At 66.7% G+C, this 16,463-nt stretch carries 15 protein-coding genes; 3 read left to right on the top strand and 12 right to left on the bottom strand.

Annotated elements, in window-relative coordinates:
* Nucleotides 1-39 precede the first annotated feature (39 nt).
* The 5 genes from nagZ to AC2FAN_RS16395 form a co-directional block, all read right to left on the bottom strand.
* A complete protein-coding gene (nagZ, locus tag AC2FAN_RS16415; RefSeq protein ID WP_476805693.1) occupies nt 40-1,050 on the bottom strand; it encodes a beta-N-acetylhexosaminidase in 1,011 nt (336 codons plus the stop codon).
* Nucleotides 1,051-1,292: 242 nt separating this feature from the next.
* Complete coding sequence (locus AC2FAN_RS16410) at nt 1,293-2,387, bottom strand: TRAP transporter substrate-binding protein (protein WP_265053689.1); 1,095 nt, start codon at nt 2,385-2,387, stop codon at nt 1,293-1,295.
* A 186-nt stretch (nt 2,388-2,573) separates the two neighbouring features.
* Entirely contained in the window at nt 2,574-4,151 is a 1,578-nt protein-coding gene (locus AC2FAN_RS16405) for an SPOR domain-containing protein (RefSeq protein WP_485175402.1), read from the bottom strand.
* Nucleotides 4,152-4,247: 96 nt separating this feature from the next.
* A complete protein-coding gene (argS, locus tag AC2FAN_RS16400; protein WP_485175400.1) occupies nt 4,248-6,014 on the bottom strand; it encodes an arginine--tRNA ligase in 1,767 nt (588 codons plus the stop codon).
* A 35-nt stretch (nt 6,015-6,049) separates the two neighbouring features.
* Entirely contained in the window at nt 6,050-7,303 is a 1,254-nt protein-coding gene (locus tag AC2FAN_RS16395) for a deoxyguanosinetriphosphate triphosphohydrolase (RefSeq protein ID WP_485175398.1), read from the bottom strand.
* A gap of 99 nt (nt 7,304-7,402) precedes the next feature.
* Between AC2FAN_RS16395 and AC2FAN_RS16390 the strand changes: the two genes are divergently transcribed.
* Entirely contained in the window at nt 7,403-7,753 is a 351-nt protein-coding gene (locus AC2FAN_RS16390; RefSeq protein ID WP_265053693.1) for a HesB/IscA family protein, read from the top strand.
* Here AC2FAN_RS16390 and AC2FAN_RS16385 read toward each other — a convergent pair.
* Together AC2FAN_RS16385 and AC2FAN_RS16380 are read right to left on the bottom strand one after the other, a co-directional pair.
* Nucleotides 7,750-8,628, bottom strand: coding sequence for an HD-GYP domain-containing protein (locus tag AC2FAN_RS16385; RefSeq protein WP_485175396.1), 879 nt, complete (start codon nt 8,626-8,628; stop codon nt 7,750-7,752). The two genes, AC2FAN_RS16390 and AC2FAN_RS16385, sit on opposite strands and share 4 nt — an antisense overlap.
* Nucleotides 8,629-9,006: 378 nt before the next feature.
* A complete protein-coding gene (locus tag AC2FAN_RS16380; protein ID WP_485175394.1) occupies nt 9,007-9,621 on the bottom strand; it encodes a cold-shock protein in 615 nt (204 codons plus the stop codon).
* Nucleotides 9,622-9,807: 186 nt separating this feature from the next.
* Between AC2FAN_RS16380 and AC2FAN_RS16375 the strand changes: the two genes are divergently transcribed.
* Entirely contained in the window at nt 9,808-10,437 is a 630-nt protein-coding gene (locus AC2FAN_RS16375) for a LysE family translocator (RefSeq protein ID WP_485175392.1), read from the top strand.
* A 6-nt stretch (nt 10,438-10,443) separates the two neighbouring features.
* On the opposite strand, the gene AC2FAN_RS16370 is transcribed toward AC2FAN_RS16375, so the two are convergent.
* The gene (locus AC2FAN_RS16370) at nt 10,444-11,199 is read right to left on the bottom strand and encodes an SIR2 family NAD-dependent protein deacylase (protein ID WP_485175390.1); all 756 of its coding nucleotides are present in this window, start codon (nt 11,197-11,199) and stop codon (nt 10,444-10,446) included.
* A gap of 106 nt (nt 11,200-11,305) precedes the next feature.
* On the opposite strand from AC2FAN_RS16370, the gene AC2FAN_RS16365 reads away from it, so the two are divergent.
* Nucleotides 11,306-12,490, top strand: coding sequence for an aminotransferase (locus AC2FAN_RS16365; protein ID WP_485175388.1), 1,185 nt, complete (start codon nt 11,306-11,308; stop codon nt 12,488-12,490).
* 114 nt (nt 12,491-12,604) lie between these two features.
* Here AC2FAN_RS16365 and AC2FAN_RS16360 read toward each other — a convergent pair whose 3' ends face one another.
* From AC2FAN_RS16360 to AC2FAN_RS16345, 4 genes are all read right to left on the bottom strand, one after another.
* On the bottom strand, nt 12,605-12,997 hold the full coding sequence (locus AC2FAN_RS16360; RefSeq protein WP_476805703.1) for a hypothetical protein: 393 nt from the start codon (nt 12,995-12,997) through the stop codon (nt 12,605-12,607).
* A 118-nt stretch (nt 12,998-13,115) separates the two neighbouring features.
* Entirely contained in the window at nt 13,116-14,645 is a 1,530-nt protein-coding gene (locus AC2FAN_RS16355; protein ID WP_485175386.1) for a UxaA family hydrolase, read from the bottom strand.
* A 192-nt stretch (nt 14,646-14,837) separates the two neighbouring features.
* Nucleotides 14,838-15,875, bottom strand: a complete 1,038-nt coding sequence (locus AC2FAN_RS16350) for a DUF1254 domain-containing protein (RefSeq protein WP_485175384.1) — start codon at nt 15,873-15,875, stop codon at nt 14,838-14,840.
* A 211-nt stretch (nt 15,876-16,086) separates the two neighbouring features.
* Nucleotides 16,087-16,431 (bottom strand): phasin family protein, encoded by a 345-nt coding sequence (locus AC2FAN_RS16345; protein WP_265053702.1) that lies wholly within the window; start codon nt 16,429-16,431, stop codon nt 16,087-16,089.
* Nucleotides 16,432-16,463: the final 32 nt, after the last annotated feature.

The raw sequence follows: 16,463 nt of genomic DNA, 5'->3' as shown, positions 1-16,463 counted from the left end.
TGCCCCGCCTGTCATCCCCGAGGATGCAGGTTCCGCCGTTCAGGCGTCCAGCGCAAGGGCGCTGACCAGCTCCGCACGCGCGGCCGCCAGGTCGACCGGCTCCGGCTCGTGCCGGATGCGCCCGAGCGCGGCTGCGGCGCGGCGCGCCCGTGCCCCGGTCATCTCCGGGACGGCGCCCGCGATCGCGACCATCTCGTCCATGATGCCGTGGCAGTGCAGGACCACGTCGACGCCGGCGCGGATGGCGGCTCGGGCCTTGGCCTCGAACGAGCCTGAAAGCGCCTTCATCGAGATGTCGTCGGTCATGATCAGCCCGTCGAAGCCGATCTCGCCGCGCATGATCTCGCGCACGATTGTCCGCGAAACCGTGGCCGCATGCTTCGGGTCGAGCGCCGTGAACACCACATGCGCCGTCATCGCGAGCGGCATGTCGGCGAGGTGCCGGAACGGGCGGAAATCATGCGCCCTGAGTTCGTCGAGCGTCGCATCGACGACCGGCAGGTCGTGGTGGCTGTCGGCCCGCGCCCGGCCATGGCCGGGCATGTGCTTGACGACCGGCAGCACGCCGCCGGCGATCAGCCCCTCCGCAGCCGCCCGGCCTAGCCGAGCGACCTGGTCGGGGTCATGGGCATAGGCGCGGTCGCCGATCACATCGTGGCTGCCGGCGACCGGCACGTCGAGCACCGGCAGGCAGTCGACATCGATGCCGACGCTTTTCAGGTCGTGCGCCATCAGGCGCGCCGAGAGCCGGACGATCTCACGCTGGCGGATGGGGTCGTTGATGGCGAGGAAGGCGCGCGCCGGCGGGTATTTCGGCCAGTTCGGCGGTGCCATGCGCTGCACGCGCCCGCCCTCCTGGTCGATCAGGATCGGGGCGTGCCAGCCCACGGTCTCGCGCATTTCCGCCGTCAGCGCCGCGACTTGCTCGGGCGTCTGCGTGTTGCGCCTGAACAGGATGAAGCCCCAGGGCCGGGCGTCGCGGAAGAAGGCCCGCTCATCCGGGGTGAGGCTCGTGCCGAGACAGCCGGCGATGAAGGCGCGCGAGGTCATGGCACCGGGTTAGGGCATCGGCCCGAAAAGGGGAATGCGGTTTTCGGATAACGTCGATGCGCCGCAAGGCAATGGCGCGGTCGAGCACGGCCTTCGCATCATCCCCGTCATCCCGGACAAGCCGCCTTCGGCGGCGCCGATCCGGGATCCATGCCGGAGCGCTCCCGACGAAAGTTCAGGCATGAAACCCGGGTCGACCTGCGGTCGCCCGGGACGACATGTGATGGGACGGAAGCGCGCCCTCACTTCACCTGCTGGTAGTTCTGCGCGTTGAACGCGTCGAACGGCAGCTCGGCGATGCGGAACCAGAGCTGCTCCTTCTTCCAGTACGGCAGGAAGGAATCGTAGAAGGTCTTGAAGTTCGGGTTGCTGGCCGCGAGCTCGCCATACATCGCATAGGCTTCCTTGAACGCCGCCGCCATCACCTCCTGCGGGAAGGGCCGCAGCTCGGCGCCGGTGCCGGCCAGGCGAATCAGCGCATCGGGATTGTGATGGTCGTATTTCGCGAGGCAGAGCGCGTTGGCCTCGGCGCAGGCCGCTTCGACGATCGCCCTGTAGGATGCGGGCAGCTCGTTCCACTTGTCCTGGTTGGCGAGGAAGCTGACATTGGCGTTCCCCTCCCAGAAGCCCGGATAGTAGTAATACTTCGCGACCTTCACGAAGCCGAGCTTCTCGTCGTCATAGGGGCCGGAGAACTCGACGGCATCGAGCGTGCCGCGCTCAAGCGCCGGGTAGATGTCGGCGCCGCCGATGGTCTGCGGCACGACGCCGAGGCGCGCCATGATCCGCCCGCCGAGGCCGGCGATGCGGAACTTCAGGCCCTTCAAATCCTCCAGCGACTTGATCTCCTTGCGGAACCAGCCGCCCATCTGCGCGCCGGTGTTGCCCGACGGGATGGTGTAGACGTTGTAGCCCTTCATGAAGGCGCGGCAGAGTTCGAGGCCGCCGCCCTGATAGAGCCAGGCGTTCTGCTGGCGGGCGTTGAAGCCGAAGGGCAGCGAGGTCTCGAACGCGAAGGCCGGGTCCTTGCCGATATAGAAGCTCGCGAGCGTGTGGCTGCACTCCACGGTGCCGTTCTGCACGGCATCGAGCGCCTGCAGCGCCGGCACGATCTCACCCGGCGCGAAAACCTGGATCTGGAAATTGTTGTCGGTGGCTTCGGCCACGCGCTTCGCGACATGGGTCGAGATGCCGTAGAGCGTGTCGAGGCTCTTCGGATAGCTCGAGGTCAGGCGCCAGGAGACCTTGGGCTGTGACTGGGCGATAGCGGGGGCGGCGATGGCCGCGCTGCCGGCCACGCCAGCGCCCGCGACCTTGACGAAACGACGGCGATCCATGGGTAACCTCCAGCTTTAAGACGAGCGCCCGACGAGCGGAGCGGCTTCTGTTGTTGGGAGGCTACTCGCATGGGCCGGCCGGCGAAACAAGCACGGCCCCGCATCGTGCCATGCGTCGGATTCAAAGCAGAACGGCGGCACCCTGCCGGATGCCGCCGCCCTTTTTCCAAGTCGTTTCGCGCGGCGTCAGTTCTTCGCGATGAAGCACTGTCCGCCGGCAGCCTGCAGCGCCGTGCACATCGAGGAGGCATCCTCGCGGGAATAAGGGCCGACGCGCAGGCGATAGACGGTCTTGCCGCCAGCCAGATCGGTCTTGCGAACGATCGGCGCCTGCCCGCCCAGCTGCTGCGGATATTTGCGCTGGAGCGCCGCGAAGGTCGCACGCGCTTCGGACTCGCTGCCCGGCGCGCCGAGCTGGACCACGAAGTCGCCCGTGCCGGCCCGGATGGCTGCCGTCGCCGGAGCAGGCGGGGCAGCGGCAGGTGCCGGGGCCGCGCTGGCGAGCCGCAGCGGAGTGGCCGGTGTCGTCGCGGCCGGCGGTGTCGTCGCGCGCTCCTGGACCTTGGGGGCGGCCGGAGCGGCGGGTGCTGCCGCCGTGGTCGGGCGCTGTGCCGCGGGCAGCGTGCTCGAAGGCGCGTTGCCGATCGAACGGGTCGGCGCCGAGCCGGTCGCGATCGGTTGGTCGACCGCCACGGGGTTCCCGGCCGGCGTGCCGTCGGGGCGGATCGCGACCGTGCGGACCCTGCGCGGCTCGCCGAGCCCCGGAACCGGCGGCATCGGGGTCAGGCCGGGCTCGGCCGGCGTGATGCTGCGATCGGGTGCAGTCGGGGCAGCCGCCAGGGCGGAGCCGGGCCCCGGCATGACGACGCGGGGCGGCATCGAGCGGGCAGCCTGCTGGACGTCGACCGGCTGCTCCTCGTTGTTGACCATCTTGCTCTGGCCCTGCGGGGCCTCGGCACTGCGCTCGTAGATCTGCTTGTTCTGGTTGGGGATCTCGGCTCCGCCGGGATTGGCCGGCTCGACCTTGACCGGGCCGCGATCGGCCGCGATCACCGGCGGCTGGCCGTTGTTGGCCGCGGAACCGCCGCCGCGCAACGCGAAGGTCGCGCCGACACCGATGAGGCCGACGGCGATGACGGCCGCAGCAGCCCAGAGCCCCTTGCGCGAGCGGCGCGGCTCCAGATCCGGCAGGTCGTCCTCGGCATATTCATGGACCGGGGCGCCGTACTGGGCCTGCGCATACTGATGATGGGCAGGCTCATCGTCATAGGCGGCCGGCATCGCATGCGCCCGGGCTTCCTCGTCGAGGTCGCGGACCGGCGCAGCGCCCTGCATCGGCACCGGCCGCGCATAAGGCACGGGCTCGGGCTGATCGAAATCGTCGTACTGCGGCGCGATGTAGGCTTGCTGCTGCACAACCGGAGCGGCCTCGGGGCGCTTCGGCTCCGTGCGGCGGAGCAGAGCCTCGAACTCGTCGAGCGCGCCGCGCAGCTCGGCCGGCGGAGCGGCCGGCTCGGGGGCGAGCGGGGCCGGCGCCTGCGGCACGACCTCGAAGCTCGGCTCGTGACGCATCGCCGGACGCGGTGCTTGCGCGCGGCGCTCGGCGAAGATGTCCTTCAGCGGATCGTCCTGGCCGACGATGCGGGTCAGCTCCGCCAGCGGATCGGGCGACTGGCCGGGACGCGGCGCCTGCCCGGCTCCACGAAGCTGGCGCTCAAGATCTTCGAGATCGAGCGCGAAACGATTCCTAGCGGGCTCACTCATGGTACGATCCATTCCAGCACAAGCCGCCTCCCCTACGGAGAAAGCGATAACCCGCGCGGTCAACCTGACCTTGTGCGCGCCGCCGGAAAGCGTCCGTCAGCGCATCTCTTCCGGCGCCGCAACTCCGGCGACAGCCAGACCGGAAGCAAGGACGCTGCGCACTGCATGCACAAACGCCAATCTTGCCAAGGTCGACTTTCGATCAGTTTGATTAACGAACCGTAATTGCGGCGAGTCTTTGCCCTTGTTCCACAAGGAGTGGAAAGCGCTCGCCAGTTCGTGCACGAAGAATGCCACGCGGTGCGGCTCATGCGCCGCCGCCGCGGCTTCGATGATTCGCGGATAGGCCGCGAGCGACTTGACGATGCCGACCTCGGCCTCGTCGGTCAGGATCGAGAGGTCGGCCTGGGCCAGGGCCTCCGGCGTAACGTCGAGATCGGGATAGACCTCGCGCGCCTGCCGGAAGATCGAGGCGCAGCGCGCATGCGCATACTGGACGTAGAAGACCGGGTTGTCCTTCGACTGCTCGACCACCTTCGCAAGATCGAAGTCCAAGGTCGCGTCGTTCTTGCGGAAGATCATCATGAAGCGCACTGCGTCGCGGCCGACCTCGTCGATGACTTCGCGCAGCGTCACGAAATCGCCGGAGCGCTTGGACATGCGCACCTGCTCGCCATTGCGCAGCAGCCGCACGAGCTGGCAGAGCTTGACGTCGAGCGCGCCGTGCCCGTTGGTCACGGCCTTCACCGCCGCCTGCATGCGCTTGACATAGCCGCCATGGTCGGCGCCCCAGACGTCGATCATCTCGGGGAAGCCGCGGACGAACTTGGAGCGGTGATAGGCGATGTCGTTGGCAAAATAGGTGTAGCTGCCGTCGGACTTCAGCAGCGGCCGGTCGACATCGTCGCCGAACGCGGTGGCGCGGAACAGCGTCTGCTCGCGATCTTCCCAATCCTCGTCCTTCTGGCCCTTCGGCGGCGGCAGGCGGCCCTCATAGACGAGGTCGCGCGAGCGCAGGTCCTCGATCGTCTCGGCGACCGCATCCTTGTTGCCGTCGATCTTCTGCAGGGAGCGCTCCGAGAAGAAGATCTCGTGGACGACACCGAGCGCCGCGAGATCGTCGCGGATCATCGCCATCATTCCGTCGATGGCGGCCTTGCGGACCAGCGTCAGCCACTCGGCCTCCGGCTTGTCCTTCAGCGCCGGGCCATGCGCCTTCGCCAGCGCCTCGCCGACCGACTTCAGATAATCGCCCGGATACAGCCCTTCCGGAATGGCGCCGATATCCTCGCCCAGCGCCTCGCGGTAGCGCAGGAAGGCGGAGCGGGCGAGCACGTCGACCTGCGCGCCGGCATCGTTGATGTAGTATTCGCGGGTGACGTCATGCCCGGCGAAGGCGAGCAGGCTCGCCAGCGCATCGCCGAACACCGCGCCGCGGCCATGGCCGACATGCATCGGCCCGGTCGGGTTGGCCGAGACGTACTCGACATTGACCCTGGGCTCGGGCTTCGGCGTGCCGCGGCCGTAATCCAGCCCCGCTTCGATCGCTGTCTTGAGCACCGCCGTGAACACCGCAGGCTGCAGCGTCAGGTTGATAAAACCGGGGCCGGCGATCTCGGCCTTGGTGATCTCCGGGTCCTTCGCAAGCTCCTCGACCAGCAGCGTCGCCAGTGCGCGCGGGTTCGTGCCGGCATCCTTGGCCAGCACCATCGCCGCATTGGTGGCGAGATCGCCATGGGCCGGGTCCTTGGTCGGCTCGACCACGACGCGCGCGAGATTGAGGCCGGCCGGGATCGCTCCTCGCTCGGCCAGAGCCGAAAGCGCGGCGTGAAGACGGGCGGAATAGATCTCGAACAGGTTCATTGCGGCCACGGTTGCGGAAGGAAAGCCGCCCGGCCCTATCGCAGCGAGGGGGTGGCGTCAAACAGGCGCCGGTGCTCGTCCAGCGCGTACCAGTCGGTCATGCCGGCGATATAGTCGGCGATCCGCCGCGCACGACGGTGCTCGTCGAGGGGGTCGCAGCCTGCCGCCCATTCCGCCGGCATCGCGTCAGGGTCGGCGCTGAAGCGCGCGAACAGGTCCCGCACCACCTGCGCGGCCTGCTTGCGGATCGGCGCGATGCGCGGATGGCGGTACATGTTGGGATAGAGGAAGCCCTTGATGTCGCGGTCGGCGGCTTCGATCGCCGGCGAGAAGGCGACGACCGGCCCGTCAGCCCGCCGTATCGCGTCGGCATCCACAGGCGCCAGCCCCGTCAGGCGCTTTTGCGATTCACCGATCACGTCCTCGACAAAGCGCGTGATGACCCTCCGGACCAGTTCGTTGGTAGCACGCGCCCGCTCCAGCCCCGGATGCAGCCGCTCGATCTCGTCCAGCAGATCCGCCAGGAACGGCACGGCCCGCAGTTCGGCATGGCCGAACAGCCCGGCCCGCAGGCCGTCATCGATGTCGTGCGCGTTATAGGCGATGTCATCGGCCAGCGCGGCCGCCTGCGCCTCCGCCGAGGCATAGCTGTCGAGCCAGAGATCCTGGCGCTGCTGGTACTCGACAATCGCGACCGGGATGCCGGCCTTCGCATAGCGCGCGGTCGGCTGCCCATGGCCATCGAGCAGCGGGCCGTTATGCTTGACCAGCCCTTCCAGCGTCTCCCAGCTCAGGTTAAGCCCGTCGAAATCGGCATAGCGCCGCTCCAGCCGCGTCACGATCCGCAGCGTCTGCGCGTTATGGTCGAACCCGCCGAAGCCGGCCATGCACTCTTCCAGCGCATCCTCGCCGGTATGGCCGAAGGGCGTGTGGCCGAGGTCGTGCGCCAGCGCCAGCGCCTCGGCCAGATCCTCGTCGAGGCCGAGCGCGCGGGCGAGCGCACGGGCGATCTGCGCCACCTCGATCGTATGGGTCAGGCGCGTGCGATAATGATCGCCCTCATGCGAGACGAAGACCTGCGTCTTGTGCTTCAACCGCCGGAAGGCGGTCGAGTGGATGATGCGGTCGCGGTCGCGCTGGAACTCGCCGCGCGTCGCGGAAGCGGGTTCGGCGACGAGACGCCCGCGGCTCCTGCTGGAACGGCACGCATAGGGCGCGCGCCAGCGCTCGCCGGGTTCGGCGCCGGGCGCAGGAAAAAAGCCGAAAGGCGGGCTCTGTGGATGCGGCATGGCTGCCCCGTCGCGGCCCCGTGCTTGTAGAGGCGCTCCGGGGCCATTACCTTTGCGGGCAAGCAGGGTGCAAGGAGCATCTGCCCGAGGAGTCTGATCATGTCGACCGATCTTGCGGTCAACCCGCGCGGCATCGCGGTGACCGCGAACGCCGCCAAGCGGATTCTCTCGGTGATGGCCAAGGAGCCACCGGGCTCGATGCTGCGCGTCAGCGTCGCCGGCGGCGGCTGCTCCGGCTTCCAGTACATCTTCGACGTCGATCGCGAGCAGGCCCCGGACGATCTCGTCATCGAGCGCGACGGCGCGACCGTGCTGATCGACGAGACTTCCCTCGATCTGCTCGAAGGTTGCACCATCGACTTCGTCGACGACCTGATCGGCCAGTCCTTCCGCATCACCAACCCGAACGCGACGAGCTCCTGCGGCTGCGGAACCTCCTTCGCCGTCTAGGCGGCGGTCCCGGTTCGACGGCCCGAAGCCGTCGTGGCTTCGGCCTGCCGGCCCAGCCTGGCTGCGGAGGCCGCCACGATCACCTCTCCGAAAACCCGCACCAGATCGAGATCGAGCTTCTCCGCCATCCCGACCAGCATGGCATAAGCCTCTTCAGGGGGTTTGGGTGCCCTGTAGGATCGCCGCTCGATCAGGGCGGCATAGATGTCGCAGATCGTGATGATCCGGACCGGGTCGGGAATCTGACCCGCCCGCAGCCCCTGCGGATAGCCGGTGCCGTCGAGATATTCGTGGTGCGAGAGCACCGCAGCCAGAACCATCGGGGCAAATCCCCCCTGCGCCGTCAGCATCTCGTGCCCGATGCGCGGGTGCTGCCGGATGATCTCGTGTTCTTCAGCGCTCAGCTTGCCCGGCTTGCGCAGGATATCCAGCGGGATCCGAGCCTTTCCGATATCGTGCAGCACCGCCGCGCCGGTGATCAGCCTTCGGTCGGCCTCGCCGAAGCCAAGGCGATGTGCGAAGGCGGCAGCCAGGCCTGAGACCAGCAGGCAATGCTGGTAGGTTGCATCGTCATGCTGCCATACGAGATCGAGCCAGGCGTCGAGATCGCCGCCTTCGGCCGCCCGGTTGAGGGCCTCGACGCTGTCGTCGATCGCCGAGGCCGGCAAATGACCGCCGCTCGCAGCGGAATCGAGCAGGTCGCCGAGAGCAGCGGAGGCGGCGATGAAACGGCGGTGCAGCCCGGCGGGCGCGTTCGCCGCGCCCGGACCCAGCATCGCATCGACCTTGTCGAGCAGGACGGCGCGCGGAGTTTCGGCCGGCAGGATCGCCGTCGCGCCAAGCGCATTCGCCTGCGTCTGGCAGCGCGGCGACATATCCCTCAACAGGAAGAGGCAGGGCGTTCCTGCCTGCCTATAGGGCGTAAGCGCAAGACGTGCCGCTTCGATGGTTTCCCGCCTCGACAGATCGAGATCAGCGACGAGCAGCCGGCCTGGTTGAGAGCCCGTGCCCGCGAGCTCGCTCAGATCGCATGGCCGGCACGATCCCCAGAGGGAGAGCGTGCGCTGCAGCGACTGGCGCCGACCATCGTGATCGCTGACGAGGAAAATGATGAGGGCCTCCGAAGAGGCCCCATCATAGCCGTGCCAATTGAGGAACCGTAAAAGCTACGGCGCCACTTCGCCTAATCGCCGAAAAATCGGCGCCAGCAGGCCGGCGAAACGTCCGATCCCGCGATTATGCTTAGCCGTTCGTCAATGCGAAGCGGCGGGGCCGCCCTGTTCCAACCGGATCTCGGCTGCCATCAGTCCCTTGGGACCGGGCCCGTAGCGCACCAGCACGGCCTGCCCCGGGATCAGCTCGACGAGACCGTAGCGCCGCAGCGTCTCCATATGGACGAAGATGTCCGGCGCGCCTTCACCCTTCGAGACGAAGCCGAACCCGCGCAGCCGGTTGAACCACTTCACCACCATGCGCTCGAGACCGCTCGTCGGCGTCACCGCGACATTGGTGCGGGCCATCGGCATTTCGGAAGGATGCCGCCCGGCCGAGGTGTCGATCGAGAGTACGCGCACGGCCTGGCGGCCCCGCGCCTTATCGATCACTTCGAGCACGATGCGAGCACCCTCGGCTATCGTGTTGAATCCATCGCGCTTCAGGATCGTGACATGCAGCAGGATATCGGTGCCGCCCGACTCGGGAACCACGAAGCCGTAGCCCTTTGAGACGTCGAACCATTTGACGTAGCCAGCGACCTCGACGGCGATTTCCGTCGCTTGGCTGCTCGGCCCATCGAGCCTTACGACACGATTGAGTGATTGGATGGGACCCATCGGTGGCCGCCCGCTCTCACCGAATTCGTCGGACATGTACCGCTCACCCCCATGCGCAACGCTTGATTCGCGCCATCAAGATAACACTGCTGTGGTTTCGGGCTACAGCCCGCATCAGGTCGTCCACATCAACGCATCGGCCCGCTGCGCGTGCAGCGCTGATCCAATCGCCGGCTGCGTGCTAGCCTGTCGCCAGCGCCCGATGCATCCCGCCGAGGCCCCATGCTCGATCTGTCCACGCTCGCGCTCTTCACCGCCGCGGCGGCGGTGCTCACGGCAACGCCGGGGCCGGACATGCTGCTTATCGCGTCGCGCAGTCTCGGCCAGGGGCGGGCGGCCGGATTCCTCACCTATGCCGGCATCGCGGTCGGCAGCTATCTGCAGGCCTTCGCCGCGGCGTTCGGCCTGTCGCAGCTCTTCATCCTCGTGCCGACGGCCTATGACGTGCTGCGCTGGCTGGGTGCAGCCTATCTCGCCTATCTCGCCTGGACGACCCTGCGCTCGCAGGCGCTGCTCTTCGCGCCGGGCCGTGTGCCGGCCGTCTCCTTGCGGAGGATATTCCTGCAGGGGCTCTGGACTAACCTGCTCAACCCCAAGATGGCGCTCTTCATGCTGGCGCTGCTGCCGCAGTTCCTGAAGCCGGAAGCCGGCTCCATCGCGCTACAGGTCATGGTCCTCGCGACGATCCTCAACGCGATGGGCTTGCTGGCGAACGGCGTCGTCATCCTCGCCGCCAGCCGCATCGGGCGCGTGCTGGCAAACCGGCCCTCATTGGCGCGCATGCCGCAAAAGCTGATGGGCGCCGTGTTCGGCGGTCTCGCGATCAGGCTCGCGCTCGCATCGCGCGACTAAGCCCGGTCAATCCAGCAACGGCGCCAGCGCCACACCGCTCTCGGCACGGATGACGAGATCGGCGATGGGATCGAGTTCGGTCGGCTCGCGGTTGAGGATGACGAGCTTCGCCCCCTGCCGCCTGGCGATCACCGGCAGCGTCGCCGCCGGGTAGACGACGAGCGAGGAGCCGACGACCATGAACAGGTCGCACTCCAGCGCCAGCGCCTGCGCCCGCATCATCGCCTCCTGCGGCATCGCCTGGCCGAAGGAGATCGTAGCCGACTTCACCGGCGCGGCGCACATGATGCAGCTCGGCGGCTCTCCTGTCGCCTCGAAGACTGGGCGGATCGCGTCGAGCTCGTGTCGCCAGCCGCAGTTCAGACAGGTCGCGTAGGTGCCGTTGCCGTGCAGTTCGACCACCTGCTCGTCCGGCACGCCCGAGGCCTGGTGCAGCCCGTCGATGTTCTGGGTGACGATCGCGGGCGAACGCCCCTCCGTCACCAGCCGCGCGAGCGCCTGGTGACCGATGTTCGGTCGCGCATCGCGATAATGGTCGTCCATCGCGAACTTGCGGCGCCAGGCTTCGATCCGCGCCTCCGGGCTCTTTACGAAGGCCTCGAAGGGGATCGGCTTGTTGACCATCCAGGGCGAGCCGGGCGTACGGAAATCCGGCACGCCCGATTCCGTCGAGATGCCCGCGCCGGTGAAGCTGACGATGCTGTCGGCTCGCTGGAGCATCGCATGGAGCTCGGCGATCGCGTCCTCGGTCTCGTCCTGCATGGGCCGGCCCCGTGGTTGAACTGGAAGCCTTCCAGATATGGACCGGACCTGCGACGCTTCCAAGGCGATTGACGGAAACCGATGCGCGCCGCAAAGCAGACGAACCATGTCGACGACCACCCACGCCCCGCTCAACCCCGACCTCATCGACACCGGCACGCCGCCGATCCCGGAGGCGCAGGGCTGGGCGCGAGCCTATGACGGCCGCTTCGGCCCGCTGATCGATCTTTCGCAGGCGGTGCCCGGTTCGCCACCGCCGCAGGAGCTGCTCGACAAGCTCGCGGAAGCCGCCGCCGATCCCTCCGCCACGCGCTATGGCGGCATCACCGGCGACGCCAGCCTGCGCGAGGCCTATGCGGCCGAGATATCGCGGATTTACGGCGCTTCTTTCACGCCCGGCGAGGTCGCCATCACCTCGGGTTGCAACCAAGCCTATGTCGTGACGATGATGGCGCTCGCCCGCGCCGGCGACAACGTCCTGCTGCCGACGCCTTGGTACTTCAACCACGAGATGACGCTGACCATGCTCGGCGTCGAGACCCGGCCGCTGCCCTGCGCGCCGGAGGCCGGCTTCGTGCCGGATGTCGCGACGGCCGAGGCGCTGATCGACGCCCGCACCCGCGCGATCGTGCTGGTCACGCCCAACAACCCGACCGGCGCTGTCTATCCTCCCGAAACCATCGCAGCCTTTGCCGCGCTCTGCGCCCGGCGCGGCATCTGGCTCGTGCTCGATGAGACCTATCGGGATTTCCTGCCGGCCACGGTTGCCGGGCCACACGAAGTCTTTGCCGCAAGCAACTGGCGGGATTCCGTGATCGGTCTCTACAGCTTCTCCAAGGCCTATGCCGTTCCGGGCTGGCGGCTCGGGGCCATTACCGCCAGCGAGCCGGTCATCGCGCAGATCGGCAAGGTGCTCGACTGCGTCCAGATCAGCCCGGTCCGCTCCGGTCAGGCAGCTGTGACCTGGGGCATCGACGGCATCCGCGAATGGCGCGAGCGCAACCGCGCCGAGATCAACGACCGCGCCGCGCTCTTCCGTGCGGCGATGGCACCGTTGAACGACTGGCGGGTGCTCTCGGCCGGCGCCTATTTCGCCTATGTCGCGCATCCCTTCGAGGGCGCACCGGCGGCCGATGTGGTCCGTCGGCTGGTCGAGGAGCGCGGCGTGCTCGCCCTGCCCGGTCCCTATTTCGGCCCCGGGCAGGAGAACCACCTGCGCATCGCCATCGCCAATGTCGCCGCCGAGCGGATCGGCTTGCTCGGCGAGCGGCTGAAGGGCTTCTCGGTCTAAAGTCTCGGCGACGTCCTGCTCGGGCTCGACCCGAGCATCTCGGAAACCAACCGCCTCTTCCTGAACGAGATTCTCGGATCGAAGCTCCGCTTCGCCCGAGAATGACGCGCAAGCTTACCGGAACAGCGCCGCGTAGCGATCCCGATAGGCCCAGACCAGCAGCAGCCCCAGCACGACGAGAATGGCCGCGACCGGCAGGCCCTGCGGATTCAGCACGAGGTGGAAGAACACGATCACCGTCATGATCGGCGCGATCAGCGCCAGGCCGAAGGCCGGCACCACGTTGAACAGCAGGCTAAGGCCGCCGATGAGGTTCACCACCTTGATCATCGGCCAGATGAAGCCCGAATTCTGCAAGGCAGCCTCGAAAGCGAGCCCGCGCTCGCTGGTCGGCGGATGGATGAAATTGGTCCCGGTCGCCAGCCACCAGAAGCCGTCGATGGCGCTGACGAGGAAAAGCAACCCGAGCAGGATACGCGGGATGGTGACGAGCAGAATGGTCTTCATGATAACCCCAACCGACAATGAGAGGGCCGGCCCGCTTTGCAGCGGTTCCGGCCCCTGTGCATAGGTCGCGCCAGACTTCGGTCGGGTTCAATGGGCCCGGGATCGACCAAGCCCGATGTCACATCGTCGCGCCGATCTGCCAGGGCACGAATTCGGCGTCGCCATAGCCGAGTTGCTCGGATTTGGTCTTCTCGCCGGAGGCGACCTTGAGCAGCTTCTCGAAGATCTCGCGGCCCTTCTGCTCCAGCGAAACGCCGTCGAGCACGTCGCCGCAATTGATGTCCATGTCGTCGATCATCCTCTCGTAGATCGGCGTGTTGGTCGCGAGCTTCATCGAAGGCGTGGGCTTGCAGCCATAAGCGGAGCCGCGCCCGGTGGTGAAGGCGAGAATATTGGCGCCGCCGGCCACCTGCCCCGTCGCCGCGACCGGGTCGTAGCCAGGCGTGTCCATATAGACGAAGCCCTTGTCCTTCACCGGCTCGGCATAGTGGTAGACGGCCGCCAGCGTCTTGGTGCCGCCCTTGGCGGCTGCGCCCAGCGACTTCTCCAGGATGGTGGTCAGCCCGCCCGCCTTGTTGCCCGGCGAGGGGTTGTTGTTCATGTCCATCCGGGCGCGGGCGGTATAATCCTCCCACCACTTGATGATGCCGACGAGCTTCTCGCCGACCTCGCGTGTCGCAGCGCGGCGGGTCAGCAAATGCTCGGCGCCATAAATCTCCGGCGTCTCGGAGAGGATCGCCGTGCCGCCATGCTCGACCAGGATGTCGACCGCCGCACCGAGCGCCGGGTTGGCTGTAATGCCGGAATAGCCGTCCGAGCCGCCGCATTGCAGGGCAAGCATCAGTTCCGAGGCCGGCACCGTCTCGCGCTTCGCCCGGTTGGCGATAGGCAGCATGACCTTGAGCGCATCGATACCGGCCGCGACCGCTTTCTTCGTCCCGCCGGTCTCCTGGATCGTCAGCGTGCGGAAGACGTCGCTCTCGCTGATGCCATAGGCTTCCTTCATGCGGCTGATCTGGAAGCCCTCGCAGCCGAGGCCGACGACCAGCACCGCCGCCATGTTCGGATTGCAGGCATAGCCCCAGGTGGTGCGCTTCAGCACCTCGAAGCTCTCGCCATTGTAGTCGATGCCGCAGCCGGTGCCGTGGGTCAGCGCAATCACGCCGTCGACATTCGGATAATCGTCGAGCAGGCCGGAGCGCTTCACCTCCTCGGCCATGAAGCGCGCGGCGGAGGCCGAGCAGTTCACCGAGGTCAGGATGCCGACATAGTTGCGCGTACCAGCCTTGCCGCCCGCGCGGCGGAAGCCCTCGAAGGTCGCCTGCTGCTCGACCGGCAGGACGAATTCGGGCTTGGCCTCGGCGCTGAAGGCGTAGTCGCGATCGAAGGCATGGAAGCCGGTATTGTGCTCGTGGACCCATTCGCCCGGCGGAATATCGACGGTGGCGAAGCCGATGATCTGCCCGAACTTGCGGATCGGCTGGTCCTTGGCGATCGGTGCGATCGCCATCTTGTGCCCGCGCGGAATGCGCTTCAGCGCCTCGACGCCGGCGGCACTCACACCGAGATCGACCGGATCGACCGCGACGACGACATTGTCGGCGGCGTTGAGCTTGAGCGTGCGGGGCGGCACTGATTTGTCGAGCATGGCGGGACCGGAAACCTCTGGGCGCGAAAAAAGCGCGTCCTCATAGAAATGCGCTCATCGAGCCGCGTTTTCAATCGGTTCAAAAGAGAAAACGGCCATGCGCAGTCGTGATAAGGCGTAAAGCCAGTGGCTTGTCATTTGGCCGGCTTTCGACCCGTCGCGGCCCCGTAGATCACCCCAAAGCCGGAAGGCTTAGTTGGCTGGTTTGGCCTCCGGAAACGTCCACTTGCCGCTCAGGATTTCTGCGCGCGGGCGGTAAAGCCGAACAAGGTAGTTCCAGCCGTTCGTGATGGGCAAGCAATTGACGATCTTGCCGTCGCAGCCGCCGAACTGGACATTGACCGAGCCATCGAGCTCACGCTTCGCGGTGATATTGTTGATCGTGTAGGCGTTCTGCGGGTTCTTCTCGAAATAACCCTGCGCATTGTAGACGCTGATCGACCAGAACGCGTCGACGGGCACGTCCTTCACATTCAGCTTGTAGATTGTCTTGCCGTCGTTCTTCTCAGGCGTCAGGCCGACATAAGTCGCATCCTTGTCCGGATTTCCGCCCCAGCCGGCTGCAGCGCCAATCAGCCGATGGACCGGATCGACCGCTCCCTTCGGACCGAACGAGCCCTTGAAGTCTTTCATCGTGGACGCCAGCACCAGCAGCGCTTCGCGCACCTTCTTCTGGCTTGCCTGATCCCAATTCGGCACCTCGAACTTGCCCGGCCCGTTTTGAGTCACGCGCACCCCGTCTTGCAGGACGTGGACCTTCTTCACGTCTTCCGGATCGGCCGGATCAACCAGCGTGCGCATCAGCAGCGCCATGTAGCGCGTGCCGATTTCCTTTCGCGTGAAGGTGTATGTGCCGGACTTGTAGATCACGCGCGGGGTGAATTGATCCTGATCGACGACCTGCACCGAGCGAAAACGCTTGCCTGCATCCGGAAGCGTGACGGTGACGGGTCCCGCATCGAGATCGAAAGCAGCAAACGAATAGAGCGTGTCGCGGTTCATCCGGATCACGGTCTGGTTGTCGATCGACGCCGGTTCACGCGTATGAATGAATTTCCCGAGCGCCCCATCCTTCACGAAATTGCCGAAGTACATATCCGTCTCGGCGCGCGCGAAATTGTCGGGCGTCACCGGGATGCCTGCGGCCTTGGAGGTTGGCGTCTGGGCGTGGGCCGCGCCGACCATGAAAATGCATAGCGCTAAAGCGGAAATCTGCGATCGAATTACCATGCTGGCCTCCCGACGAAGCCCAATCAGTGCATGGGATACCGTCTACGCGCAACCAGGCCGCGCCGCGCGGGAATATCCGAAACCTGTAGTGGCGGACATTCGGACACGAAGAGCCACTCCAGCCAGTGAAAAACCCCGGCCTTGGGGGCCGGGGTTTTCAAACGCAACTGAACTCACTCGGTCTCGGCCGCCTTTCGGCGGCCGGCAGGCATCACGCCTTCACGGCCGGGACAGCCTTCGAGACGATGCCCTCGAACGGCTTGTAGGCGTCCTTGGCCAGAGCGGTGTAGAGCTCGCCCATCTTGGTGAGCTGGGCGACGGCGCCCTCGAACGAGGTCTTGACATAGTCGGCCTGGATCTCGAGCGCCTTGTCGAAGGTCTTCACGCCGGCGAGCTTCTCGAGCGCGGCGGTGCCAGCCTCGAAGGACTTCTTGGCGTAGTCGGTCGCCTCGACGGCGATCGTCTGCACGCCCTTGGAGGTGGCGCCGAAAGCCTTCAGAGCGGCATCGACGTTCTCTTTGGAAGCCTTCTGGATGGTGTCGAACTGCTGGATCATGGGTCGTCTCCTGAGCACCTGAGGTGCCCCAT

Source organism: Allobosea sp. RIT-PG3_2 (assembly GCF_057321085.1).
The sequence above is the reverse complement of the archived record's forward strand: the minus strand, read 5'-3'. Positions and strand labels throughout refer to the sequence as shown.